The sequence below is a fragment of the Candidatus Accumulibacter aalborgensis genome, assembly GCF_900089955.1.
GTDB classification, from domain to species: Bacteria; Pseudomonadota; Gammaproteobacteria; order Burkholderiales; family Rhodocyclaceae; genus Accumulibacter; species Accumulibacter aalborgensis.
The window spans coordinates 1-25,373 of the sequence record NZ_FLQX01000008.1 but is presented as its reverse complement, the minus strand read 5'-3'; the positions used below and the strand labels follow the sequence as shown (position 1 = coordinate 25,373).

22 protein-coding genes and 1 tRNA gene are annotated in these 25,373 nt (G+C 63.7%); 7 read left to right on the top strand and 16 right to left on the bottom strand.

Annotated features, from left to right (window positions below):
- Positions 1-12 precede the first annotated feature (12 nt).
- From ACCAA_RS01545 to ACCAA_RS01535, 3 genes are all read left to right on the top strand, one after another.
- A complete protein-coding gene (locus ACCAA_RS01545) occupies positions 13-315 on the top strand; it encodes an integration host factor subunit alpha (RefSeq protein WP_186405492.1) in 303 nt (100 codons plus the stop codon).
- Positions 299-658, top strand: a complete 360-nt coding sequence (locus ACCAA_RS01540) for a MerR family transcriptional regulator (protein WP_186405500.1) — start codon at positions 299-301, stop codon at positions 656-658. The genes ACCAA_RS01545 and ACCAA_RS01540 overlap by 17 nt, the downstream gene beginning before the upstream one ends.
- A gap of 37 nt (positions 659-695) precedes the next feature.
- Positions 696-772: transfer RNA gene (locus ACCAA_RS01535), tRNA-Pro, on the top strand.
- A 180-nt stretch (positions 773-952) separates the two neighbouring features.
- On the opposite strand, the gene ACCAA_RS01530 is transcribed toward ACCAA_RS01535, so the two are convergent.
- The 11 genes from ACCAA_RS01530 to ACCAA_RS01480 all read right to left on the bottom strand — a co-directional run bounded on the left by ACCAA_RS01530 (position 953) and on the right by ACCAA_RS01480 (position 16,601).
- Entirely contained in the window at positions 953-1,861 is a 909-nt protein-coding gene (locus ACCAA_RS01530) for a transporter (RefSeq protein ID WP_186405491.1), read from the bottom strand.
- On the bottom strand, positions 1,858-3,774 hold the full coding sequence (locus ACCAA_RS01525; RefSeq protein WP_186405490.1) for a mechanosensitive ion channel family protein: 1,917 nt from the start codon (positions 3,772-3,774) through the stop codon (positions 1,858-1,860). Before ACCAA_RS01525 ends, ACCAA_RS01530 begins: the two co-directional genes overlap by 4 nt.
- 75 nt (positions 3,775-3,849) lie before the next feature.
- The gene (locus tag ACCAA_RS01520) at positions 3,850-6,357 is read right to left on the bottom strand and encodes an arylsulfatase (RefSeq protein ID WP_186405489.1); all 2,508 of its coding nucleotides are present in this window, start codon (positions 6,355-6,357) and stop codon (positions 3,850-3,852) included.
- A 90-nt stretch (positions 6,358-6,447) separates the two neighbouring features.
- Positions 6,448-6,597 carry a hypothetical protein gene (locus ACCAA_RS01515; RefSeq protein ID WP_186405488.1) on the bottom strand — a complete coding sequence of 50 codons (150 nt, stop codon included), beginning with the start codon at positions 6,595-6,597 and terminating at the stop codon, positions 6,448-6,450.
- 49 nt (positions 6,598-6,646) lie between these two features.
- Positions 6,647-9,313 (bottom strand): mechanosensitive ion channel domain-containing protein, encoded by a 2,667-nt coding sequence (locus tag ACCAA_RS01510; RefSeq protein WP_186405487.1) that lies wholly within the window; start codon positions 9,311-9,313, stop codon positions 6,647-6,649.
- Between the two features lie 8 nt (positions 9,314-9,321).
- Entirely contained in the window at positions 9,322-11,550 is a 2,229-nt protein-coding gene (locus ACCAA_RS01505; RefSeq protein ID WP_186405486.1) for a DUF3604 domain-containing protein, read from the bottom strand.
- A gap of 96 nt (positions 11,551-11,646) precedes the next feature.
- Entirely contained in the window at positions 11,647-12,981 is a 1,335-nt protein-coding gene (locus ACCAA_RS01500; RefSeq protein ID WP_186405485.1) for an OmpP1/FadL family transporter, read from the bottom strand.
- 62 nt (positions 12,982-13,043) lie between these two features.
- Complete coding sequence (locus tag ACCAA_RS01495) at positions 13,044-13,616, bottom strand: PqiC family protein (protein WP_186405484.1); 573 nt, start codon at positions 13,614-13,616, stop codon at positions 13,044-13,046.
- Between the two features lie 12 nt (positions 13,617-13,628).
- On the bottom strand, positions 13,629-15,290 hold the full coding sequence (locus tag ACCAA_RS01490) for a PqiB family protein (RefSeq protein WP_186405483.1): 1,662 nt from the start codon (positions 15,288-15,290) through the stop codon (positions 13,629-13,631).
- Positions 15,283-15,924, bottom strand: coding sequence for a paraquat-inducible protein A (locus ACCAA_RS01485; RefSeq protein WP_186405482.1), 642 nt, complete (start codon positions 15,922-15,924; stop codon positions 15,283-15,285). The genes ACCAA_RS01490 and ACCAA_RS01485 overlap by 8 nt, the downstream gene beginning before the upstream one ends.
- Positions 15,921-16,601: a paraquat-inducible protein A gene (locus tag ACCAA_RS01480; protein WP_186405481.1), complete on the bottom strand. Its 681-nt coding sequence runs from the start codon at positions 16,599-16,601 to the stop codon at positions 15,921-15,923. The genes ACCAA_RS01485 and ACCAA_RS01480 overlap by 4 nt, the downstream gene beginning before the upstream one ends.
- A 114-nt stretch (positions 16,602-16,715) precedes the next feature.
- On the opposite strand from ACCAA_RS01480, the gene ACCAA_RS01475 reads away from it, so the two are divergent.
- Both ACCAA_RS01475 and cls read left to right on the top strand, forming a co-directional pair.
- Positions 16,716-16,994: a hypothetical protein gene (locus ACCAA_RS01475; protein ID WP_186405480.1), complete on the top strand. Its 279-nt coding sequence runs from the start codon at positions 16,716-16,718 to the stop codon at positions 16,992-16,994.
- 33 nt (positions 16,995-17,027) lie between these two features.
- Entirely contained in the window at positions 17,028-18,458 is a 1,431-nt protein-coding gene (gene cls / locus ACCAA_RS01470) for a cardiolipin synthase (protein ID WP_186405479.1), read from the top strand.
- Between the two features lie 91 nt (positions 18,459-18,549).
- On the opposite strand, the gene ACCAA_RS01465 is transcribed toward cls, so the two are convergent.
- The 5 genes from ACCAA_RS01465 to ACCAA_RS01445 form a co-directional block, all read right to left on the bottom strand.
- Positions 18,550-19,119 (bottom strand): OmpA/MotB family protein, encoded by a 570-nt coding sequence (locus ACCAA_RS01465; RefSeq protein ID WP_186405478.1) that lies wholly within the window; start codon positions 19,117-19,119, stop codon positions 18,550-18,552.
- An 87-nt stretch (positions 19,120-19,206) separates the two neighbouring features.
- A complete protein-coding gene (locus ACCAA_RS01460) occupies positions 19,207-19,884 on the bottom strand; it encodes a hypothetical protein (RefSeq protein ID WP_245754379.1) in 678 nt (225 codons plus the stop codon).
- Between the two features lie 9 nt (positions 19,885-19,893).
- Positions 19,894-20,793 carry a DUF2092 domain-containing protein gene (locus ACCAA_RS01455; protein ID WP_186405477.1) on the bottom strand — a complete coding sequence of 300 codons (900 nt, stop codon included), beginning with the start codon at positions 20,791-20,793 and terminating at the stop codon, positions 19,894-19,896.
- Positions 20,794-20,840: 47 nt separating this feature from the next.
- Entirely contained in the window at positions 20,841-21,125 is a 285-nt protein-coding gene (locus ACCAA_RS01450) for a hypothetical protein (RefSeq protein ID WP_186405476.1), read from the bottom strand.
- Between the two features lie 165 nt (positions 21,126-21,290).
- Positions 21,291-22,310 (bottom strand): AraC family transcriptional regulator, encoded by a 1,020-nt coding sequence (locus tag ACCAA_RS01445; protein ID WP_245754378.1) that lies wholly within the window; start codon positions 22,308-22,310, stop codon positions 21,291-21,293.
- On the opposite strand from ACCAA_RS01445, the gene ACCAA_RS01440 reads away from it, so the two are divergent.
- Together ACCAA_RS01440 and ACCAA_RS21855 are read left to right on the top strand one after the other, a co-directional pair.
- Complete coding sequence (locus tag ACCAA_RS01440; RefSeq protein ID WP_186405474.1) at positions 22,246-24,720, top strand: arylsulfatase; 2,475 nt, start codon at positions 22,246-22,248, stop codon at positions 24,718-24,720. The genes ACCAA_RS01445 and ACCAA_RS01440 overlap by 65 nt on opposite strands.
- Positions 24,721-24,832: 112 nt before the next feature.
- Positions 24,833-25,186, top strand: coding sequence for a hypothetical protein (locus tag ACCAA_RS21855; protein ID WP_245754377.1), 354 nt, complete (start codon positions 24,833-24,835; stop codon positions 25,184-25,186).
- Positions 25,187-25,373 lie beyond the last annotated feature (187 nt).

The window sequence follows — 25,373 nt, the reverse complement described above, 5'->3', positions numbered from 1 at the left end:
AAAGGGGGAGGAATGACGCTTACCAAAGCAGAACTCGCGGACTTGCTGTTCGAGAAGGTGGGTCTCAACAAGCGTGAGGCAAAGGATATGGTCGAGGCTTTTTTCGAAGAAATCCGCAACGCGCTGGAGGCTGGCGACGGCGTAAAACTGTCGGGATTCGGCAATTTTCAGTTGCGCGACAAGCCGCAGCGGCCGGGCCGCAATCCAAAGACAGGCGAGGAAATCCCGATCTCGGCGCGCCGGGTGGTCACTTTTCATGCCAGCCAGAAACTGAAGGTCGAGGTGGAGCACGCGTATGATGGAAGCGAGTCATAAAGACACCGGCGATGAACCGTTGCCGGCCATTCCGGCCAAGCGCTACTTCACGATTGGCGAGGTCAGCGAGCTGTGTGGGGTCAAACCGCATGTCCTGCGCTACTGGGAGCAGGAGTTCTCGCAGCTCAGGCCGGTGAAGCGTCGAGGCAACCGTCGATATTATCAGCACCACGAAGTGTTGCTCGTTCGCCGCATTCGCGAACTTCTTTACAGTCAGGGCTTCACGATCAGTGGGGCCCGCAATCGCCTCGACGATGCCGTGGCGGACACCAATTCGTCAGCCTTGGCGCCAGAGATGTTGCGAGCTGAGTTGTTGAGCATCGCAGAAATGCTGCGGGTTTGAGTTAGGGACCCGATTTCGGGTATAATCTATCGGTTGTCGGGGCGTGGCGCAGCCTGGTAGCGCACTTGCATGGGGTGCAAGGGGTCCCGAGTTCGAATCCCGGCGCCCCGACCAATAAAATAACGAAGTTAGAGTCAGAGAGAAACCGGCCAAGCGCCGGTTTCTTGTTTTTCTGGGCCAGCTTGGCGACCATAGTCTGGCGAGGCATCTGCCTGATCACCTTTCTGCTGGCCGCCGGCAAGCCTGGCGGCAGGCCATTGCATCGCCGTGTCTGGTCCACGAAGAGCTACTGGCTTACAGTCCGGCGCCCCAGCGATACTGCCAGGCGATCCCGACGAGATCAAAGTTGTTGCCGGTGCGCGCCGAAACGCCACTGCTTGCGTAGAGCTTGATCGAATTGTAACGGTTCACCGGAAACGCCAGCGTGCCGCCCAAGCGCCAGTTCTGCTGCAGATCGTTGCCCAGCGTGCCGTCAAGCGTGGTGCGTCCGCCGGCAAAATAAGTGGCGTCGAGCGAGCCCCACACGCCAGAACCGGCGCCGTAGATCACGTGCCCCTCCAGCGAATAGAGCGGCTCCTGCGAGCGCGTGTGGCCGCCAAAAAAATCCTTGTTGTCGGTGAACAGCGTCGCTGCCGCGGTGGTCTCGAAAGTCCATTGGCCCAGCGCCTTGGAGACGCCGACCTCGGGTTTGAACGACCAGCGGTTGGTGCCGAGGTTGACCACCTTGCTGTCGTCGTACTGGCCCAGCGGCGCGGACACTCGTAAGCTCGCGCCGACGATCAGGTCCTGCTGGTAGCTCGCGAACTCCTTGAGCGACAGCGCCGGCGCGCCGTAGAGGTTGACCGACAGCTTGACGATCGGATCGGCCGAACCCGAGACGTTGCGCGCCACCGTGTTTCCCCCATAATCCGCCGTCCCGCTCAGTTCGGTGAGCGGGAGGATGATATTCAACTTGGCCGACGTACCCCAGAAGTCGAGCACCCGCCCATAGGCGAGGACCGCGCTGGACGTCGTGAGCTGCGGATTGCTTATCGGCAGTGAACTGTCGAAGGCCAGGCCGCCCCGCGTATACGCATAGCCGGCGATCAGGAAATTCAAGCCTACCGGCGCGTTGGCGTAGGAGCGTGGCTCCATGTCCTGCGCGTGCGCCAGGGAATGAGTGCCGACAAGAAGCGCCGTGATAACGACCGTCGAATACCTCATGAGGCAGCTCCGCGAACGCGGCCTGCCTGTTTGGGCGAAAAGTCCGGGAAGGGCAGGGCGCCCTCTTCCCGCCACTTTCGCACCACGGCCTCGGCGGCCTGGGATTTCGTGTCATCCGGAGCGTGGTCACGACCCAGATACAAGGTCTGGGAGGGAAACGCGAATGCCGCGCCACTCTCTTCGACGACGTCCATGATGCGCAGCAGGATGTCTTCCTGGATGCCGAGAAACTCGGCCGAGTCCCTGGTCATCACGTAGGCGAACACCTCGATGTCCAGCGAACTGGTGCCCAAGCCGATGAAGCGCGCGCGTGCCGGCTCTGGGTGCACACGAGGATGGCTGCGGAGCAACTCCCGCAGCCTGACGAGGACGTAACGCAGATTCTCCGGGGTCGTCTCGCAACGCAAACCGATGACCGCCTTGAGCAGCATCCGGTCTCGCTGCGTGAGATTGACGATCGGCATCCGGGCCATTGCTGCGTTCGGAATCGTCGTCACCGTTCGGTCAGGGCCGCGAATCCGCGACGAACGCAGCCCGATCGCCTCTACGGTCCCTTGCATGTCGCCGTACCTGCAGAAGTCACCGACCCGGATCGGCTTGTCGGCAAACAGGCTCATGCCACCGATCAGGTTCTCGACGCTGGGCCGGGCGGCCAGGGCGATGGCCAATCCGCCGACGCCCAGCCCGGCGACGACTCCATACACCGGCACCCCCAGCCGGTCGGCACCCATGGCCAGCAGCGCCATGCCGCCGAAGATTCCCAGCAGGCGGGCGCCGACGCGGATGACATGCGCGTCAATGCTTTCGGGCGGGACACTGGGCGAGGCGATGATCGCCTCGGCGACCACCGGGGCGAGGCGCCACGCCACCCATGCGCCAGCGAGGAACAGGAGCGCCGTCGCAGCGAGCTCGATGGCGCTGCCGACGCTACCGGTCAGGTTGATCTGGGCGAGCGCCAGGTAGGCTACCGCTGGCGTGGCTGCGAGCAGCGAGGCCGGCATCACGAACTGCGCCAGTGCGCGCAGGAACGGGCTCTCATCGTCGCCCAGGCGCGACACGCGGTAGGCCAACCACAGGAACAACGCGACAAACGCCAGAAGCAGCGCAAGGGCAATCCACTTCCAGCCCGACTGGTCGGCGATCGGGGCGCGCAGCGACGTCGGCAGCGACTGAATCCAGGCGTACGGAATCATCCAGCCGCCGTTGGTGGTAAGGATGTGGTGCAGGTCCTTGAGGGGCAGCGGACCGCGATAGGGCAGTTCGCGAACCCGCTCGTAGAACTCGCTCGCGCGGGCAACGGTCTCGGCGCTGAACAGAAACTCGCCGCTGCGCGGCCCACTCGGCGCGCGAACGAGAGCAATCTCGGTATTCGGGATTACCCAGCGCGCCGGGCCTTTATCAGTGGGCTGCATGACCTGACCAGCGTCGGGGATCTCGTCAACAGGCGGCAGCGGGATGCGGCTCAAAACCTCGTACAAGGCCAATGCCGCAGACCGGCCGGTCTTAAGGCGCGCTGCCGGCGGCACTTCGCTCAAGTCCAGGCTCTGCAGGGGTACCTCTGACAGCGAGATCAGGCGCCCAAACCGCTCGCGCGAGGGTGACGGCAGGTAATCCTGCGCCAAGAACGCGCCAAGCGCGTCGCTTCCATCGAGGAAGGTCTTCAAGGTGGCGCGCGGACTCGACCGATCGACCGGTTTGAGGGGGTTCGCCGACTCCTGGGCAAAGGCTGTCGTGGCCACCAGAATCCACGCCAGGGACGCCGCCAGCCAGCGCAGCCGAAGAGTGAACGCGTCGAACGCCTGACCAAACCGATCGTTCGACGCATACCTTGCGACGCCTCGCGGAGATCGTGTAATGATCCAGCCGGCGAGCAGCGACAGCGGCGCGCAAAGGAACACAGACATCGTAGACATTGAACCACCTGATCCTTCAGGGTCTCGACCTGAAATGGGCGCGGCTGGCGCCGTCGGAAACGCCAGCCGCTTGGCTTACTCGCTAGTCTTGTTGTTGCGGCTCGCCTGCTGCAGCTTCTGGATGTCTGCCGGAGAGAGCTGCGGCCGGTCAATGGTCAGCGTGATCCTGTCGATCTTGCCGGTGAACTTGAACGGCACCTGGTAGTCCTTGTCGTCCACAGGCGTGCCCGTGTCGGAACCGACGTCGAGGTTCTCGTCCCAGGCGAGGATGAAGGGGATCGTGTGCTCCATGGTCTGCGTCGCCACCACCTTGCCATCCACCTTGAGTACTCCGGTACCGCCGCGGCCGATACCGCTCATGTTGTTGAAGGCGAGCGTGCCCATGCCCAGCCCGTCGTACTTGAAGTCGAACTCGAGCACATGCTTGCCCGGCGACAACACGTCAGACCCCTCCCACCTGACCCACTTCAGCCCAACCAGGTTCCAGTTGAAGACCGGCTTGCCTTTGAGCAGGTAGAAGCCGTAACCGGCAAAGCGGCCACCCTGCGTGATCAGCATGCCATCGCCGCCGCCCTGTGGAACCTCGATGTTGGCCGTGAAGTTGTACGACGCGTTGAGGATGCTCGGCGCATCGCCATTCGGCGTGCCGGTGAGCGGTCGCGTCCAGGTGAACACATTGCGACCGGCTGTGATGCTCGGCTTGGGCGTGATCAGGCGGGTCACCACCGTCGAATCCAGCGGCAGCACCTGATATTTCTTCGCTTCCTGCCAGAAGATCGCCTGCAGTTCCTTCAGCTTGCCCGGGTTCTTCGCCGCCAGATCGTCGGACTGTGTCCAGTCGCTGCGCAGGTCGTAGAGTTCCCAGGGATACGTCGCCGGGTCCGCGCCAACGCCGCCCGAGATGTCCCACGGCGGACGCATGACCTTGGTCGCTGCCCACCAGCCGTCGTGGTAGATCGCGTGGTCGCCCATCATTTCGAAGTACTGCGTGTGGTGCGTCGACGGAGCCGCCTGGTTCCTCCGGTCGAAGGTGTACAGCATGCTGACGCCCTCGATCGGGCTCTGCTTGATGCCTTCCACCATCGTCGGCGGCTGGATCTTCGCCGCCTCGAGGATGGTCGGCACGATGTCGATGATATGGTGGAACTGGTGGCGGATGCCTCCCTTGTCGGCGATCACCTTGGGCCAGGAGATGGCCATTCCCTGCTTGACGCCGCCCAGGTGCGAAGCCACCTGCTTGGTCCACGAGAACGGCGTATCGAATGCCCACGCCCAGGGCACTGCCATGTGGTTGTAGGTCCGGTCCGTTCCCCAGATGTCGTAGAAGTACTTGAGCTGGTCTTCGACCGGCACCTGCACGCCGTTGAACATGGCCACCTCATTGGGCGTGCCGATCAGCGTGCCTTCCGCACTGGTCCCGTTGTCGCCGTTGATGTAGATGATCAGCGTGTTGTCGAGCTTGCCCATGTCCTCGACCGCCTGGATGACGCGGCCGATCTCGTTGTCGGTGTAGGCGACGTAGGCGGCGAAGACGTCGACCTGGCGGACGAACATCTTCTTCTCGTCGGCGGTCAGTTGGTCCCACTCCTTCAGCAGGTCCTTCGGCCACGGCGTCAGCTTGGCGTTGGCGGGAATTACGCCGAGTTTTTTCTGGTTTTCGAAGATCGTCTCGCGCAGCTTGTTCCAGCCCTGGTCGAACAGGTGCATCGCACTGATCTTATCGACCCACTCCTTGGTCGGGTGGTGTGGCGCATGCGTGCCACCGGGAACGTAATAGACGAAGAAGGGCTGGTCCGGCGTCAGCGTGTTGATCTGGTTCATGTAGTCGATCGCCTCGTCGGCCATCGCGGTGATCAGGTTGAAACCGGGGTTGCCCTGGAATGGATAGATGTAGGTCGTGTTACGGGCGAGGTTGTCCGGCTGCCACTGGTTGGTGTCGCCGCCCATGAAGCCGTAGAAGTACTCGAAGCCCATGCCGGTCGGCCACTGGTCGAACGGACCCGTCGATGCCGCCTGGAATGCCGGCGTGTTGTGATTCTTGCCGAACCATGAGGTGCGGTAGCCATTGTCCCTGAGGATAGTGCCGATCGTAGCCTTGTCCTTGGTGATCACGCTGTCGTAGCCTGGGTAGCCGGTGGCCTGCTCGGCGATGACGCCGAAGCCCGCCGAGTGGTGATTGCGGCCGGTGATCAGTGCGGCGCGTGTCGGCGAGCACAGCGCTGTCGAATGGAAGTTGGTGTAGCGCAGGCCGTTGGCGGCGATGCGGTCGAGCGCTGGCGTCGGGATGACGCCGCCGAAGGTGCTCGGTACGCCATAGCCGGAGTCGTCGGTCATGATCAGCAGGATGTTGGGAGCACCCTTGGGCGGCACGATGCGCGCCGGCCAGTACGGCTTGGAACCGACCGTCGTGCGCTCGATGGTGCCGCCGAATTTTTGCGGCGGTGCCGGAATCTGCTCGCCGCTGATGGTCGTCGTGGCGCTCGGTGATCCCGGTACGCCGGTAATCTGCTGCGCGAGCGCCGACCCACCCATGCTCACCGTGGTAGCCACGACAACAGCCAGCACGCGTATGCTCAAGGTCATGAAAATTCCTTTCTTTTCAAGAGTCAGTCGGTGGCGTGTCTGCCGGCAGAGCCGGGCGATTACACGCCTGAGCGATCAGCATACCAGAACCTAAAACGGGAATGTGACGCCCGCTGCGAAACCGGTCATGCGCATGTCGAGGCTACTGTCGCCGCGACCATTGAAGTTGTACGACAGGTTGCGCAGCGCTACGGTCACCTTACCCCGGTCGTAGCGGTAGCCCGTACCGATCATCGCCATCCAGGTCCAGTTATTGGCACCGCTGCCGCCAATCCCAGCGCAGCGAACATTACGCCGGTAAAGTGCGGAGGTGCAGATCACGCTGCGGGAACGGGATCTCTATGCCATTCGTGCGCAGCGTCGCCTCGATGGCGACGTTGAGCTCGTGCTGAACACGCAAGCGCTGCGCAAAGGAACCGACGAAGGCGCGGATCTCGAAATCGAGCGAGCTGTCGCCGAAGTCCACGAAAAAGACCGTTGGCGCTGGCTCGTGCAACACGTCGCCATGGGTCCGAATCGCCTCGGTGAGCAAACGCTGTACGCACGCGATGTCGCTCCCATAGGCCACGCCCACCTTGAGCAGGAGCCGGGTGGTCTGGTTCGAGAGCGTCCAGTTGACGACGCTGCCGGTGATGAACGCCTTGTTCGGGATGATCACTTCCTTGTTCTCGAAATCGACCACCGCGGTGGCGCGCGCGCGGATGCGCGAGACCGTCCCCGATACTTCGCCAACGGTGACCACATCGCCGATGCGGATCGGGCGTTCGGCGAGGACGATCAGGCCGGAGACGAAATTCGCGACGATCTCCTGCAGACCGAAGCCGAGGCCGACGCCGAGGGCGGCGAACAGCCAGTGCACGTCGCTCCAGCCGACGCCGAGGATGCGGGCAGCACTGACGATGCCGACGGCGGCCAGCGCGTAACGCGTGATCACCTTGATGGCGTAGGTGGCGTCGGCCTGTACCTCGAAGCGCTGCAGCAGGACGATGTCGAGCAGCGCCCCGATGTTGCGCACCGCGACCGCTGTGACTCCGCCGACGAGCAGCGCCAGAAACAGCTCACCGGCGGTTAGCGGCAGCGTCGTGGCCTGGCCATCGACCGACGCGTGGTAAGTCCACAGGACGTGGTCGCTGATCACCGACAGCGCCGGCACGCCGCCCCGCCACACCCACCAGATGCCACCGAGCAACAGCAGCGTAATGAACAGATCGAGCAGCGATCGTGTCTGCTCGCCGATCGCCGCGATGTCGAGCTGCGGCGGCCGCGGCTCGGCAACTTCGCTGCCTGTTTCGCCGATCGTCTCAGCCTGCGCCAGGCGCGCGGCTTCAGCCGCCTGGCGGCGGCCAAGGCGCCAGCGCTCAACCTGTACCCACAGCGCGATCAGACCATAGAGCACTAGCGCACAGAGAAGCAGAAACAGAGAGATCAACATGCGGCCGAAGAAATAGCCGGCGGCAACAGAATAGCCGCTGGCGGAGAGTGCGGCGATGAGCAGCGGCACGGCCAGCAGCGCGGCCAGCCAGAGACCATGCAGCCGGACGGCCCCACTGCGCGGCGCGCGCGCGTACAGGCGCTGCATCAAGGGGCTTTTGCGCCGCAGCAGGCGCGCCAGCCAGACAGCGACGACGATCAGCGCGACGCTGAAGGCCGTCCGTCCTATGCTCTGGCGATTGGCATAGGGTGCGTTGTCCAGGCCATTCAGCGTAGCGACGAAGAGCAGCGGGACGAAGAGCATGGCAAGCCGGTGCAGCGCGCGCCTGCTGTAGGTCAGCAAGGATTCGTCCCAACCGAAATGCCCCCTCCCGATGCCGCCTCGGTCGAGCAGTCCGGAGAAGGCGGACAGCGCCAGCAGGAGTTGTGCGATGGCCAGCAGCGATGCGCTGAGTGCCAGCGTGAACGACTGCGCCTGCGGTGCTGCGGCGAGCAGTTTGCCCGCTGTCCACATCACCAGCGGACCAGGCAGCGCCAGCGCGACGGTGATCGCCAGTGCGCCAATGGTATGTCCGATCCAGTAGTGCTCATAGCTCGCGGCCGTCGGTGCGAGCGCAACGAGTCGAGCCTGCAAGCGTCGGCGAGCAAGATACAGCCCGCCCGCGAGGAGTAGCGCCGACGCTGGCCAGAATGGCCTGCGCATCACCTCGTCGCCGAGAAAGATTGCCGCCGTGCGCCAGTTCGCCGCCGAAACCATCCACGCCAGCGACTGCGGCAGGTCGCTGATCGTTCGTGACCCTGGCGGCGAGGGAACCCAGAACAACAGGCGAGTCAGTTCCGCACGTGCCTCGTCAGTCCGCCGTGCGAGGTCGACATCGGCCGCGTCACTCTGCTGCAGCGCCTGCAACAGCGCGCGCTGCTGTTCATCCAGCCGCTGCAGCAGAGCGCGCTGCTCGCCGAGTCGCTCTCTCGCGACGGCCTCGATCGCTGAGCGCTGCGCCTCCGGGACAGGCGGCTGCGCGCCGGCCAGGCGTGCGGTGACCGCCGTCTCGATGTCGCCGAGCTGGTCCAGCGCTCGCTCGGTGCCCAGGTTGGCCTCATTCGTCGCCTCGAGCAGGCCGTCGCGCTGCCGACGCTGTGCATCGAAGCGCTCGGTCTGGGGCAGCACGCTCAACTGCTCGATGACCGTCTGCGCGAATGCCCGGGCAAGCGCGTGTACCTGCGCGTGCCCTTCGATTCGTTGCATGCTCCTTTCAAGGTCGCTCTGGCTTTTGCCTAGCCCGACGAGATCGCTGCGTGCCGTCGCCAGTACCTGCTCGCCGGTGGCAAGCTGGGCCGCCAGGGCGGCGTTCTCCGCCGCGATACGGCTGACCACGTCGCCCGGGGGGTCTGCGCTCGCCCGCGCCGGCAGAGCCAGAAGCAGGGTGAGGAAAGCCCCGAGTAGCGCCGCGCAGGCCGCGCTGCCGAACAACATCAATATCCCGGCGCCGAGAAACGACGACTGCCACCGGGTCAAGACCGGCATGCGGCTGGTCATTGTTTCAGGACTTCGACCTCGTAATTCGCGTAGCCGAATTCGTTGCTGCGCGCTGCCAGGTACTTGTCGCCCACCTTGTAGACGGCAACAGCGAACTCGCTGCCGTTGATGGTGGTGCTCAGACGCCCGTTCTTGATCTCGTAGTCGAGGTCGCCGCCGTGCATCATCTCGCCCGCCTCGTGCAGCGCGGACGGCTTGCCGTTGACCGCTGTGACCAGGCGACGTCCGGTGGCGCCGTAGAGGATCTCGAACCGCTCACCGGTGACGCTGTTACGCACGTTCACCGTCTTGCCGACGATCAATTCCTTGAGCTGCGCGTCGGACAGCGCCACCGATCCCTGCTTCTGCAGATCGGCGACGGTAAGGCCGTGCCGGGCGGACTTGCGCGCCTCCGCGCCAGGCGTGTACCAGATCGGCGAGCTCCAGGCTCGCTCCTGGATGATCGCTGAAAACCCCGGGCCGCTCGGGGGAACCCGCCCCAGCTTCAGCGCCTGCATGGTGCTCCAGCGCGGCGTCGGAATCTCCAGTACGCGCGTGTAGTAGAAAGCGTCGAGGCCAGGATCGAAGTCCGGATCGGTCCACACGGTCTTCAGCTCGACGGCGCCGATGCTGTTCGTGTAGGTGCCCTGCGCGATCTTGACCGTGGAGCCGATCGGCGGCACCTTGCCGGTGGCCGGATCGGGCTTGCGCGCACCCGCCCAGGCGACGTCGTAGATCTTCTCGAACGACTGGCCGCTCTTGCTCCAGCCCTTGACGACCTGGATGCGGTCGAGGTTGCCGCTGTCCGGGTCCTTCACCGCCCAGATGGCGAACGACGGTGCACTGGCCTTCGGCGCTGGGAGATCGGCTCCCATCGGGACGCCTTTCGCATAGGCGGTCCTCACCCAGTCCTTTTGTTTGAGCAGCCCGGCATCCAGCGCCCAGCCGCCGAAGAAGCGAAGCGGAATGCGTACGCCGCTGGTCGAGTAGGTTTCCTTGCGTTTCATCGCGTCGAAGATCGCCTCGCGAGTGTTCTCTTCGGCCCACACCGCGCTCAGGCCCGCAGGGGTAACCCAGAGACTGTTGAGCCCGAGCACCGTGGCGCCATCAATACGCTTTTGCGGCGTATCGTCGACGGTGCCGTGCACGCCGAAAAAGTTCTTCTGGCGGTAAGGAACGACACTGACGTGTGAGTCGGAGCCGCTCAACACGCCGAATTTGTACGGATTGAAGCCCCTCGCCTGTTCGAGGGCGACGCCGTCCTTGTAGGCCTGCCGTACGTAGCTGCCGTACTCGCGCGGTGGCGGCCCCGGCCTGCCCAGAAGATGCCAGACGAAGACCTCGTAGTTGGCGAACTCGTCGTTCGGTGAAAGCCCCGGCGTCGTCTCCGACTGGCCCTTGACTTGCTTCATCTCGGTCAGTGGCTCGTTGCGCAGCCGCGCCTCCGCCCACGCCCGGTCGATCGGCCGGCCGGAATGATCGACCTCGGTCGGAAACATCAGGCCGTCGCTCAGGTTGGCATTGTGCGAGATAGCCAGCGCCTCGTTGCCCGCCACGCGCTGCTGGTCCATCCAGTTCCAGAGATCACGCGGATCGGTCGAATCCAGTGGAGTAAACGGCACCAGAGGCACCTTCGTCGAATCCCGGAAGAATACGTTGCGATGCAGGTTCTTGGAATTCGGCGTGGACGTCCACTCGTAAGCGGCGAAGGTCGTGAACTTGCCCGGCTTGTTGTACTGGTCAGCGATGTCTATGATCCGCTTCCAGACCGGCGCGACAACGGCGGGAGCGCTGAGCTCCTTGATCGCCATACCCTTGGCAACGGTCGCCGACAGCAGTTTGAAAGCGAGTAGCCCATCGGCTTTGACGCCGTCCTCGAGCACCCTGGCCATGATCGGCGAGTTTTTGCGCAGCGGTGATTCAGGGTCCATGGCCTCCTGGATCATCCCCATGTACTCCGCATGCTCGGTGACCGCCCCCCAGTCGAGCGGTTTGGTGATCGTCACCTGGTAGCCCCCCGGGTGCAAGGTGGGCTTTCCTGTCGCGTACTGGTAGAACGCTGCCGGTCCGGTCTGCGTGTCGCCAAATGCGTAGGCGTCGAACGACCAGCTCGTATGCAGGTGCGTTTCCCCGTAATAGACATTACGTTCGGGGTTTTTTTGCTGCGCGAAGACCTGCGTCGCGCTCAGAGTCAGGAGTCCGGCAGCGAGCAACACGGCGGCCATTCTTCTTGGTTTGATTCCCATCAGCGTTCCTCTCATCACAGGGCAGGTTCAAATGGTGACTGCGCGACGCCTGCTTTTCGTCCACCTGGAGGACGTCGGCGCCGCTGCGGACAAGGGCTAGAACTTCCAGTTGCCGTAAATGCTCATCACCAGAGTTCCGGTGTTGTCGTACGAACCGATCAGATTCCCACGACCGCCAACAGCGACCGGCGCCGTGCTCTGCAGATTGGTTTTAAGCGTTCCCCCGTAAATGTAATCTGCTGCCAGTCCCCACACAGAGGTCTTGCTCAACTGTTGCTGGCCACCCACGCCAAAACGCCAGGCCGTGTTCAGCGGCATCAGCGGCGAGACGGTCGAACCATTCGGCTGAAAGCCCGAGTCGTAGGCGATACCAAAGTTGAGCAGCCACGGATCGCTCAGCCGATACTGCGCGCCCGTGGCCAGGTGCCAGGTGTCCTTGAAGGGGATGTCGGTGGTCAGGCTCACCGGGTTCGACGTGTCGTCGATGCCAATATTGATCTGGCCGAACTTCGACCACTGCTGCCAGCCGACGCTGCCGAGCAACGCCCACCGCGGGTCAATCTGCGTGAAGACGCTGGCCATCACCTGCTGCGGAACCTTGATGCCAATCTTCAGTTGCGAGTCCAGCAAACCGACTTTGTCGAGCGCGTGGGCGACCGCTGGCGAGAGGCCCGAGAACTGTGGAGACGCCTTGAAGTCGAGATTGACCTGCGAGTTCCAGGTCAGCCCGATGCGCGTTCCCTCGTCGATCTCGTACATCAAGCCAAGGTTGGCTCCCCAGCCCCAGGAGTTATCGTCGTACTTGAGTCTGCCGTCAGCGAAAGCCGGGTTGGGATTGTTGATCGCCACCTGATCTTTGTAGATTCCGTACATGGCGTTCAGTCCTGCGCCGAGCGAGAGCTTGTCGTTGACTTTGAAGGCGACGGAGGGGAGGAACGACACGCCAAGTAGCGTTGTGTTCTGGACGTAATAACGGCCCGCCCAGTCGTTGTTGTACTTCAAGGGCGCACCGAAATTGCCGGCCAGCGCGAAGCCGAGCTTCAGGTCCGGCGAGACGCTGTAGCTAAGAAAAGCGCCGCCGCCGGGGAACCAGCCGCTCGACCCGACCGCATAGCCGCCGTCGTCGCTGCCGAGCAAGGGCGAGCTGCCCGAACCGATCGAGTATTGGGTGTTGGCCCAAAGCAACTGCCCCGACACCAGGGCCTGATTGCCTTCCAGCCGTGTCATGCCGGCCGGGTTGGTAAACACGGTTGACGCGTCCTGCGCACGGGCGTTGTATCCCGCCGAAGCGAGGCCGACATCGGCTGTGCCGATTTCGTAGGCCAGCATGCCGCCGGCAAACGCCTGCCCAGCCACCAGAGCGCTGGCGGCGAGAGCCACCTTCGCCGCTGCGCAGCACCCCTCAGTCCGCAAAACTTGCCAAGTCATCATCTCATCTCCCTGTCGTTGAATGGTCGCAATGGTCGTAATGGTCGTCAATGCCGGTCGGCGTTTCAAGGGGCGCGGATCGCCGTCGCAATGTCGCCGCTGACGCGAGCCAGCGCCCGGCTATGCGCGGCGACCAGTGGCGCGAAGCCGGCACCTGCCGCTAGCTCGCGCACCTGTGACCGCCCGGACCTGGTGGCGCCGCCGGCCGCCGCGCGAACCGTCCATAGCGCGTCGATCTCGACCGCTTCGCCGAGCACCGAGTCGAAGCGCTGGACATCGACGGTCACCTGAAAATCAGGCTTGGCAAGCGCCGTCTGCGCCTGCGCCCAGACCCGCGCCGTGCCGAGCTCCCGCACCAGGTCGGCGATCACCACCTGGGTGATGTTCTCTGCCAGTGGCGACGCCCAGCGGTTGAACTCGTCCACCCGTAGCTGGTTGGCGCCCATGGTCAGGACGATCTGCGGGCAGTCGACGACCGCCGGCACGACGACCGGACCAACGGCAACCGAAACCACGGACCCGGTCGTGGCCAGTGTTGCTGTGCTGTTCAAGGTGTAGAACTGCGACGGCGGCGACGCGCAAGCGGCGGCCATGGCGGCCAGGATGCACGCGGTAGCGAAGGTGGTCAGGCGATGCATCAGCGTTTCTCCTTAGTTCCTGCCGCGCAGCAGCGCTTCGGGATGGCGGTCGAGATAATCGGTCAGGACGCGCAGCGAACGCGCCGCGCGGGCGACCTCGCGCATTGCATCGCGCAAGCCCTGCTGACCCGGCGCGTCGGGGCCGAGGAGAGTCGCGTCGGTGCTCTTGATCATCTTGTCGGCCGAGACCGTCGCGCGGCGAAACTCGTCGAGCGCCTTCTTGAGTTCGGGAGTGACGTCCGCGTCAAAGCGCTGTACTGCCTTGTCCGCATCCTTCAGCGTCTGGTTGAGCGTCACGAGCGCCTTCCGGGTGTCGGTGCCGATCGCCTCATACGGCAGCTTGTCGAGCTTGGCGAGAATGCTGCCGATCTTCGACTCGAAATCCGGCAGAGTGCTCGGAACCGTCGGCAGCACAGGTTTGTCCTGGCGCCAGTCGATTCTCGCTTTCGGTGCGCCCGGATGGTAATCGAAAGCCACATAGCGCTGCCCGGTAAGCAGGTTGCCACTCTGCATCTGGGCGCGCATTCCCTGTTCCTCGACCATCTGCTCAAAGAAGGCCTGACGCCGCCCGGTGTTGCGCGCCACGGCCTCACCCAAGGCCGTCTGCCCGGCGCTCAACTGCTGGACCAGCCGCTCGGGGAAAGCCACCAACTCGACGCGCCCACGCAGGCGTTTGGTCGCCGGGTCGATTTCGAGCCCGATGTGGGTGACCTCACCACCGGGCAGCCCGAGGAGGGTAACCGGTGCGCCGACGGAGAGGCCGCGCAGCGATTCTCCGAAATAAAGCACGTATCGTTTGGCGAGCACATCCGGTTGCTTCATCGCCGCCACCCGGTCGCCATAGACGGGGAACACCGCATTCGCGGCGGCCGGTTCGGCTTGCGGAGCAAAGGGCGGCGTTTCGAAAGCCAGGCCACCGGCGATCAGCGCGATCATCGACTGGGTGCGCAGGTTGACGCCTTCCGCGCCGACCGACACATCAATGCCACTCGCGTTCCAGAAACGTGTTCCAGGGTTCACGTACTGGTCGTATGGCGCGTTCACGAAAACCTTGATGTCGACTGTCTGGCCATCGCTCGCCAACTGGTAGGCGACGACCTGACCGACCGGCAGGCGGCGGTAGGATACGGGAGAACCGATGCCGAGCGAGCCGAGGTTGTCGGCCTTGAGCACGAACTGCCGTCCCGGTTGATCGCCGGTAATGATCGGCGGCACATCCTGCCCGGTGAAGCTGCTCTGCTTGCTGTCCGACTTGCCAGCCTCGAAGCCGATGTAGTTCCCCGAAAGCAGGGTGCCGAGGCCGGACACGCCGCTCAAGGTGACGCGCGGCTCGACGACCCAGAATGCCGCGTCCTCGACCATCAACCCGGCCGCGCTCTTGGCGATCTTGGCGGTCACCGTGACCTTGGTATATTCCTCAGCAAGCTGCACGCTGGTCACCTGACCGATGTTGACGTCCTTGTACTTGACGAAAGTCTTGCCTGCCTCAATGCCTTGGGCATTTTTGAAGACGATTGAGATGGTCGGGCCTTCGCTGAGGAGCCGCTGAACCGCGATGCCGACGGCGACCACCGCGGCGAGGAGCGGGATGATCCAGACGATCGAGATCCTGGTCCGCTTCTTGGCCACGGCGGTGGCCTGCGGAAGGTCGCTGTGGTCGCTACCGTCAGGCATTCTGACTCTCCAGGTTGGTCGCGGAATCCCAGATCAGGCGGGGATCGAACGCCTCGGCCGCGAGCATGGTCAGGACCACCACCGCGGCGAAGAACAGTACTCCCGGACCGGGTACCACCGACATCAAAGGCTGCAACTGCACCAGGGCGACGGTGAAGGTATCGACGAAAACGTCGAGCATCGACCAGCGACCAATGAACTCGACCATCCGATACAGACGCGTCCGCTCCCGGCAGCCCCCTGGCATTCCACGTTGAACGCTGATCAGCAGATAGCCGAGCGCGAGCAGCTTGCCCAGCGGCACCATCACGCTTGCCACCAGAACGATCAGCGCCAGCGGCCACGATCCGGAAGTGAACAGGAAGACGACGCCGCCGATGATCGTGTCGGCCTCGGACGAGGCAAAGGTGTTGGTGATCATCACCGGAAGCATGTTGGCGGGGATGTAGCAGATGGCCGCCGCGACGATCAGCGCCCAGGTGTACTGGATCGAATGGGCGCGGCGAACTTCAAGTTCTGCGCCGCAGCGCGGGCAGTGCCCGAGATGGTCTGGATGAACGGGGCGCAACAATAGTTTGCAGGTTTCGCAAGCGACGAGCCCGGCTTGCGCTGCGCTGAGCGCGCGCGTGGTCATCGCCCGCTCTCAGCGTAATTCCGCTCATCAGTTCCGGACGCTGAGCGCTGCTGGTCATCGCTCCACGCGACGCGCTGCCAGATTTCGCGGGCGTCGAAGCTGACCATGATGGCCGGCAGGAGAACGGCCAGCACACCCATCGCGTACATCCCGATGCCCGGGTCTACCGTGGCCAGTTCGGCGATCTTGATCAGCGCAACAAGGATGCCCAGCAACATCACGTCGTACATCGCCCACGGCTGCACGTGCAAACCCCAGCGCAACAACTCGCCGACCCAGTGTGGCAGCGGCGACCGTCGCGCGGCAAGGAGCACCGCCAGCATCAACATGATGTAACACGCGGGGGCGATTACCGCGCAGAACATGACGATCGCCGCCGTGATCGGTTCGCCTTCCAGCCACATCTGGCCGGCGCCACCGATGATCGTCGTGCTCGCCTGCCGTCCGACCGCCGACAGGTCCATCAGCGGCGCAGTGTTGGCGACGGCGAAGGTGATCGCCGCGCTGACCGTCAGCGTCAGCGGCAGTTCGAGCGGATCGGCGTGGCTCGTCGCCAGCACGAAGTCGCAGCGCGCGCACTGCGCCTTGCCGCCGATGGGCAGCGGTGGAATCCGCTGCAGCAGGTCGCACTCCGGACAGGCCATCAGCGACTGTGACGACGCGGCCAGCTCACTCATGAGGTGCTCGCCACCGGCCGGTACGGCCCAAGGAGTTCCTCTGTCCCATGAAGGGATTGATGGATTGCCAGCAGCATCGTGAAAAAGCCGATGAACAGCGTGAGCGTGGTTTCCATGAAGACGGCACTCCGGGGCAAGAAGCTTGATAGCAACGCAATCAGTCAGCACACTGCGCACAGGACCGACCGCGAAGGGGTGCAGGCTATCACAATTGATTTGTCAGGTGAATCGCTAATCGACGCGCACAAAGCGATCAACGGCAAGTTCGAACAGGCGGGAATCGCCATGGCCTTCGCGCAGCGCGATCTGCACTTTGACCCGAGTTCGCCGCTGCGGGTGACCAGCGAAGACGCCAGGCAGGCCAGTCCCGACAGGGGGAATCCGCGGCCTTGACCGCGTCGGTGCCGCAGGCTCATACTCCAAGGCATGGATTTCAGTCTGCTGTCCCTCATGCACGTCATCGTGTTGCTGGCGGTTTCGATACGCATTTTTTCGCGGCGAAGTTCACACGGTACCGCTCTGGCATGGCTGCTGCTGATCGTGCTGATACCGGCTGTTGGCGTCCTGATGTATCTGCTGATCGGCGAACGCCGCCTCGGCAGACTCTGGATGCGACGGGCGATCGACCTGCAACCGCAAATTCTGAACTGGGCACGGCGTATCCCGGCGGCGAATGTCGTCGGGCCGGGCCGCCTGACGACGGGTGCCGAGAGCGTTAGCCGGCTGGCCATGGGTTCTGTTGGCCTGCCGCCGATGGGCGGCCACCGCCTGCAACTGATGGCTGACAGTGAGTCGAGCATGCGCGCGCTGATCGCCGACATCGACGCTGCCCGCGTGTCGGTTCACCTGGAGTTCTACATCTGGCGCACCGGCGGCTTCGTCGACGACCTCGTTGCGGCGCTGGTCAGCGCCGCGCAACGAGGGGTCACCTGTTGCGCGCTGATGGATTCGCTGGGCAGCCGCCCGTTCTTCAGGAGCCAGGCCTTCGAGGGTCTGCGTCACGCCGGTGTGAAGGTCATCGAAGTCCTGCCGGTCAATCCGCTGCGCGCGCTGTTCATCCGCTTCGACCTGCGTGACCATCGCAAGATTGCGGTCATCGACCGTCGTATAGCCTACACCGGCAGCATGAACATCGCCGACCCGCGCTTTTTCAAGCAGGATGCCGGCGTCGGCGAGTGGGTCGATGCGATGGTGCGCATCGAAGGACCCGCCGCCTGGGTGCTCGAAGCCGTTTCGCTGTCGTTGACCGCGTTACAGACCGGCGCCAACTTTGCTCCGCCGCCACCGCCCGAGATGCCAGCAGCCGGTGACAGCGACGTCCAGATCTTTCCCTCCGGGCCGCAGGCATCGACCCGGCACATCGAACAGCTTCTCCTCGCCGCAATCTACGCCGCCAGGCGCGAGATCGTGCTGACCACGCCCTATTTTGTTCCCGGCGAGACGCTGCTCACGGCGCTGCGCTCGGCCGCCTTACGCGGCGTTCACGTGATCCTGATCGTGCCGGAGAAAGTCGACTCGCTGCTCGTCCGCTACGCGAGTAACGCCTACAACGACGACCTGCTGGCCGTCGGGATCACCATCCTGCATTTCCAGGGCGGTCTCTTGCATACCAAAAGCATGGTCGTCGACGACGAGATGACCATCTTCGGAACGGTCAACCTCGATCTGCGCAGCTTCGAACTCAACTTCGAGGTCTCGCTGATCGCCTACGACCGAACGTTTTCGGCCGAGACGCGCAACCTGCAGCGCCAGTACGAATCCCGGTCGCGGCCAGTACAACTGGCACAATGGCGTGCTCGCCCGAAGTGGCGTCGCCTGTTGGAGAACGCGGTGCAGGTGATGAGCCCCCTGCTCTGAGGCCGCTTGCGGGGCGTGCCGAAACCCCGAAATCATTCGCCGCCAGCAAGCGTGGGGTTCGGACCCAGCAAGCTGGTGGCTTTGCCAAAGACTATTTCAGGCCCATGTCCAGCAGGACGATGTCGATGCGGCGGTTCTGGCTGCGGCCGGCCGGCGTGTCGTTCGTAGCCACCGGCTGATATTCGCCAAAGCCTGCCGCTTCAAGTCGGTGCGGGTCGATACCGGCGGCCTGCAGGTACTTCACCAGATCGCAGGCGCGCGCCGTCGACAGTTCCCAGTTGGTCGGGTAGCGGGGACGTAAATGCGCGCCTATGGGCGTGTTGTCGGTGTAGCCTTCGATGACGATGCGCTTGCCGGTCGCGTTCTGCAGGGTGCCGACGATCTTGTCGACCGTGGTACGTCCTTTGATGTTCATTTCTGTGCTACCCGAAGAGAAGGCGATTTCGTCGACCAACGTAACGGTCAAACGCCCCTCGAGTTGTTTGACTTTTACCTGGTCGGCCTGAATCTCGGTCTGCAATTGTTGGGTGAGCTGCGCATAGGCCTGATTCTGGACCGACAGCGTATCGACTTGCTGGACTTCCTGTTTGTAGGTGCTCTGGGACACGCAGGCGCTCAGCGAGGCAACGAGCAACAGCGGAAGAACGATTCTCGAATTCATGAAATTCTCCTGGAGGGTGAGGCCATTTGCAGGGACTCCCGCTGCCTGTGGCGAGCAAACAGCCACAGGCAGCAGAGAGCAGAAACTTTAGGGCGTCGGCACGACGCGGTAATAGACGCCGTTGGCGCCGTAGGCCGGCAGGAACCAGGTATTCCCCACGAGATAGTAGGTAGTGCCGTACTTGGCAATGGGGGTCGCCCCAGCGGGCAGCGCGGCGTAGTTGACACCGACTGCGTAGGCCGCCGCCGTGTTGACGCTGCCGGCAGCGTAGCCTGAAGAGTAGGCGCTGTTGGTCGCAGCGGCGGTGTTTGCCGAAGCGATTGCGGCACCGGCGGCTATACCGACCACCGCGCCGGCCGCGGCAGCCCCTGCGCAGTTGTAGCAGCCCGATGAGTAATAAGGCACCGCGACGGGCGGGTGGTAGGGCGCGTAGACGGGCGGACGGTAGGCCGTCGCCCCATAAGGCGTCGTGTGCACCGCGCCTGCGCCGTACGCGCCAGTGGTGGTGCCGCCGTACACGTTGGTGTGCGTGGTGCCGCCGCCCCAGGCGTGCGCCGAGCTGCCGCCGTACATATTGGTGTGTTCGCTTCCCTCGCCGTAGGCGTGCTCCGAACTACCGCCGAAGGCGTTGGTGTGCTCGGTGGCGCCCGGAGAGTGTTCGGTACTACCGCCAAAACGATTGGCGCTTGCCCAGGCCGCAGCAGGGCCGCTAGGCAGCGCGACGCCAAGCGCGACTGCCATGCCGATAATCGTCGATTTCATCATTCGATCTCCTTAAGGGGTTTTCGTCGGCTGCGGCTTGGCGGCCGCCTTGCCAGCGGGCTTGGCCTTCGTCGGTGGCCTGAAGCCGCTCGCTGCTGATCCACCGGGGTGGGCAAACGCCATCGGTAACGCCGTCGCTGCCTTCGCCGAGGCGAAGGTGTCTGCCGCCACGACCGGATCGAGCTTCCAGTTCGAAAGCTCCATCTGGTGGCGTAGCCGTAAGGGATCATTGCGAAACACCGCACGCAGCATGCGCGGCAGCTTGTCTTCAGCGCCGATCCAGACCTGCAGGAACACATTGTCGTTGACCAGGGCCACCATGTCGGTGGTCGTTCCGCCGATGACCTTCGACTGGCCGATGTAGAAGGCCACCGTCAGGCCCTCGGCAAGCGCCTTGTAGGGGTCGGCCACGACCAAATCGGTGAACGGGAAGTAGATAGCCGCACGATCGAATGCCGCTTTCAGCGCAGCGTCTATCGTCGGTGGCGCCGCGCTGACGGCGACCAGGTTCTCCGCCGGGGCGAACGCCGTCATCGTCTTGCCGTCGTAGTAGAACTCCGACGCCGGGCCGTCGCCGAGCGTGACCACGCGCAGCTTGTCGGGTCGCTGCATGACGACCTCGGAGATCGTCGTGTAGGCCAGTGCCGGGCCGATGCGGCTCGGGCTCTCGTAGGTCACTATCGCCGTGAACGACATCGACTGAGCCTTGGCCAGGCGATCAGTCGTTGCTTTCAGCACGTCGATGGCCTTGGCTTCGAGCTCCGGTTTGGGTGCGACCGCCGCCGCCTTGCTCGGCACCCTGGCACGCTGTGACCGCGCCTCGCTCAGCGACTGCTGCGCGTTGGCGCCAGCGGCCAGGGCAATGCCCAATGCGAGCAGCGCTGCCCGGCCGACGAATTTACCTGGAATCATCAAGTCTCTCCTCCTTCAATTGAAGCAAAGTGCCGCCCGGCCGCCGATTACGGGATCATTCCGCATTCAAACATCTTGTTGGCGATTGGCGCCGCGACCCGGTTGATGAACTCGGTGCGCAGCGCAGGATCGTTGCGCAGCCTGGCGATGACTTCCTGTTCCTGCGGCGACTTCGGCTGGCCCTTCTTGACCCACAATTGCTCGCAGGTGGACTGCTCGTATTTCTGGACCACCTTGCCGGCAACCATGTCGAGGATCGGGAACTGGGCAAAGCTGAGGCCAGCGAACAGTAGCGCCGGCAGTGCGGCAAAAAGCCAAAAGCGTTTGGTCATGACTTACTCCTTATTCACAAAACGGGTGGACTTTCTGGGTGGACAGGCATGCGCTGATGAGCTTTGCGCGCCGCCACAATATAGGCTTTTCGTGCGTAGCGCCACCGTTTCGAGGTAGATTCCGAGCGCCAGCTTGCCACCTTTTTCGGGGTGCCGAACCCCGCTTCAGGGACTCTTTCGCCAGGTCGCAGGAGGTACGCCTTCCCACTGCGCGAAAGCCCGATTGAATGCGCTGGCGCCAGAATAGCCGAGAAGACCGGCAATGGCGTCGATACTGCTCACTGTGTCGCGCAACAACTGACGAGCGGTGTCATGACGCGCCGCATTGTACAGATCGCGAAAACTGGTCCCCGAGTCCTTGAGACGGCGGTTGAGCGTTCGCGGATGCATCGAAAAGTGCCTGGCCAGCTCTTCGAGAGAGCAGCGGTTCGAACTGATCAGGAGCAGCAGTGCGCCATGGGCCTTGTCCCTGAAGTCTTGACGGGAATGACGCCGGATTTCCGAGACGTACTGCAAGAAGTGGCGGCGCAACAAGGGATCCGCCAGGCAAACCTTCCTGGTCAGCCAAGTGGTGCGGAATGCCAGGGCGGAATGCGCAGCGTTGAAACGCAAGGGAGCCTGGAAGAAGCGGCGATAAGCGCCGACATCTTCCGGGCGGTCATGCCGAAAATGAATTTCAGCTGGCAACCATTCGGGGCCGCACAAGGTGCGCATGATGTTCCAACCGATGGCCATGGCGCCGTCGCTGATTTGATCCGAACCCTCGACGCCACGATGGTAGATCTGGTAGCCGAGCAGGCTGGTCTCGTCCGATACTTCGAGGAACGGGGTCGCCCCACGATTGTGCAGATCGAAGTTCGAAACCAGCTCATTGAGGGCCGTGATGACATCCGGTGCATTCCTCATCAGAAACCCCGCTGCGCCGAGCGCCGACGCATCACTGCGCTGACCGACCAGCAGCCCGAAATGGGGGCAGGTGGTTTCCCGTGCGCAAGCCTTGAACAGCTTGCCCAGCGTTGCAAAGGCGATCGTTCGCTCCGGGTTATCGAAGACGCTCTCCGATCGAGTGAAACAGCCCCACGGCGTATGGTTCAACGGTTGGCATAACAGGAGCGCAAGAATGCAAGGAGCAGCAGGAACGACTGGCGTCGCTGCGAAAGTGGCGGCATTCTTGATCGCTGCCACGCTGGCCGTCGCGCCGGTCGCGGCGCAGCAGGTCACGGGCGTGCTGGGCTCGCCGAGCGCCACGACGACGATTCCCGGCAACCAGCTGCCGCCGCCGCCGCCCAAGTTCGGCGGCGTGATCAAGGAGAGCTACAAGGATTCGAAGACCTGGTGGCCGCCGCGTGTGGTGCCGCCCAAGGGCGCGCCCAACGTGCTGCTCATCATGACCGACGACCAGGGCTATGGCGTGGCGGGCACCTTCGGCGGCGTGATCCCGACGCCGGCGCTCGACCGCGTCGCCAAGGCCGGGCTGCGCTACACCGAGTTCAACTCGACGGCGCTGTGCTCGCCGACGCGCGCGGCGCTGATCACCGGGCGCAACCACCATTCGGTGGGTTTCGGCGTGATCTCCGAACTGTCGACCGGCTACCCCGGCTACGACTCGATCATCGGACCCGAGAACGCGACCATCGGCACCATCCTGCGCGACAACGGCTACTCGACGTCCTGGTTCGGCAAGAACCACAACACCCCCGGCTTCCAGCTCAGCGCTTCCGGCCCGTTCGACCAGTGGCCGTCGGGCATGGGCTTCCAGTACTTCTACGGCTTCATGGGCGGCGAGACCGACCAGTGGACGCCCTACCTGTTTCGCGACCACACCCAGATCTTCCCCTGGCTGGCCAAGCCGGGCTACAACCTGACGACCGACCTCGCCGACGAAGCCATCGATCACATGCGCCAGCTCAACGCGGCGGCGCCGGACCAGCCCTTCTTCGTCTACTACGTGCCCGGCGGCAGCCACTCGCCGCACCAGCCGACCAAGGAATGGATAGCCAAGTTCAAGGGCAAGTTCGACATGGGCTGGAACGTCATGCGCGAGCAGATCTTCGCCAACCAGAAGCGCCTCGGCGTGATCCCGGCGGACGCCAAGCTCACGCCGTGGCCCGACGAGCTCAAGCAATGGGACGCGCTCACCGCCGACGAGAAGAAGCTCTTCGCGCGCCAGGCCGAGGTCTTTGCCGCGTACACCGCCTACACCGACCACGAGATCGGCCGCGTCATCCAGGAAGTGGAAGACATGGGCAAGCTCGACAACACGCTGATCATCTACATCGACGGCGACAACGGCACCAGCCCCGAAGGAACGCTGGTGGGCACGCCGAACCAGTTCACCGCCTACAACGGCGTGCTCGACGTGCCGGTCGAGGAACAGCTGAAGTACTACGACGACTGGGGCTCGGCGACGACCTATCCGCACATGGCGGTGGGCTGGTCGTGGGCCTTTGACACGCCGTTCAAGTACACCAAGCAGGTGGCCTCGCACTTCGGCGGCACGCGCCAGGGCATGGCGATCTCGTGGCCGGCGCGGATCACGGATGTCGGCGGGGTTCGCAACCAGTTCCACCACATCATCGACATCGTGCCGACGATCGTCGAAGCTACCGGCATCAAGGCGCCGCAGGAGGTCAACGGCATCAAGCAAAAGCCCATCGAGGGCGTGAGCATGGTCTATACCTTCGACAAGGCCAACGCCAACGCGCCGACGACGCACAAGACGCAGTACTTCGAGATGGCGAGCAACCGCGGCATCTACCACGAGGGCTGGTACGCCAACACGCATCCGCCGCTGCCGCCGTGGGAACTCGCCGCCGCCGAGTTGCCGATCGACCAGTACAAGTGGGAGCTCTACCATCTGAGCGAGGACTATTCGCAGGCCGATGATCTGGCGGCGAAGATGCCCGACAAGCTGAAGGAGATGCAGGCGATCTTCGACCAGGAGGCCACCAAGTACCAGGTGTTCCCGCTCGACAACCAGGCCTTCGCGCGGGCCATCGCACCGCGGCCGAGCGCGGTGGCGGGCCGGACGGTCTTCTCCTACAGCGGCGTGACCGCAGGCATCCCGAGCGGCAATGCACCCAACATCCTGAACAAGTCGTTCACGATCACGGCCGAGGTCGAGGTGCCGGCTGGCGGCGGCGACGGCATGCTCGTCACCGAAGGCGGGCGCTGGGCAGGCTATGGCCTGTACATCGTCAAGGGCCAGCCGGTGTTCACCTACAACCTGCTCGGGTTGCTGATCGCGCGCTGGGCCGGCAACGGACCGCCGCTCGCCGCCGGTAAGCACTCGATCGTGTTCGACTTCACCTACCACGGCCCGGGCATCGCCAAGCCCGGCACCGGCGTGCTGACGGTCGACGGCAAGGCAGTGCGCACGCTGTCGATCCCGAAGACGATCCCGTTCCTGATCCCGCCCGACGAGACCTTCGACATCGGCATGGACACGCGCACCGGCGTCAACGACCTCGACTACAAGGTACCGTTTCGCTTCAACGGTAAGATCGACAAGCTGACCATCATCCTCGGGCCGGAGCAGCTCGCCGCTGCGGACCAGAAGAAGGCGGCAGCAGCGGTCGCCAAGGCGAAAGACTAGAAACGTAATGCCGACTGTCGGACAGGACGCGCCGCGTCGTGCGGCGCAGCCGAATACGAATTGGCGACCTTCCGAAGGCGCTTGAACTACTCAACAGTAGAAGGATCTCAAGGTGAACACATCAATCGGTGCAGTCCTGTTGGTTTCAGTCCTGGTCGTTGCCTGCGGGCAGCAGAAGAGCGATTCGAAAGCAATGGATGCAAAGGTCGCCGCGGCCCCTGCTGCCGCCCCCGCTCCAGTCGCTCCCGGCGGGATGCTTCTGGACTACGCCTCTGACCAGGTGGTTCAGAAGTTCCACTCCTCAAGCTGCGAGCAACTCAAGGCGCAGAAATCCGAGCCACAAACAGAGAAGGCGAAGATGGCCCTGGAGTTCCTGCGCAACGATTCACAGGCACGAGCGGCCTTCCTCGACAAGATTGCCGCTCCTGTCTTGAACAAGATGTTTGAATGCGGCATGATTCCGTGAGTCTCCTGGGGCGCTGCCGGTAGCACTGTGCCGAAAACGATCCCCGCCGCGGAGAGGCTGTTCGGACGGTCTACGTGAGCGAAACGAGCCCCAACGCTCTGGCGAAAATCCTCGCCTTCGCCGCGCTGTTACGTCCTCCCCTGGCCAAGGTCTAAGGGCTCCAAATATCCCGCGTACGGTCGGGAAG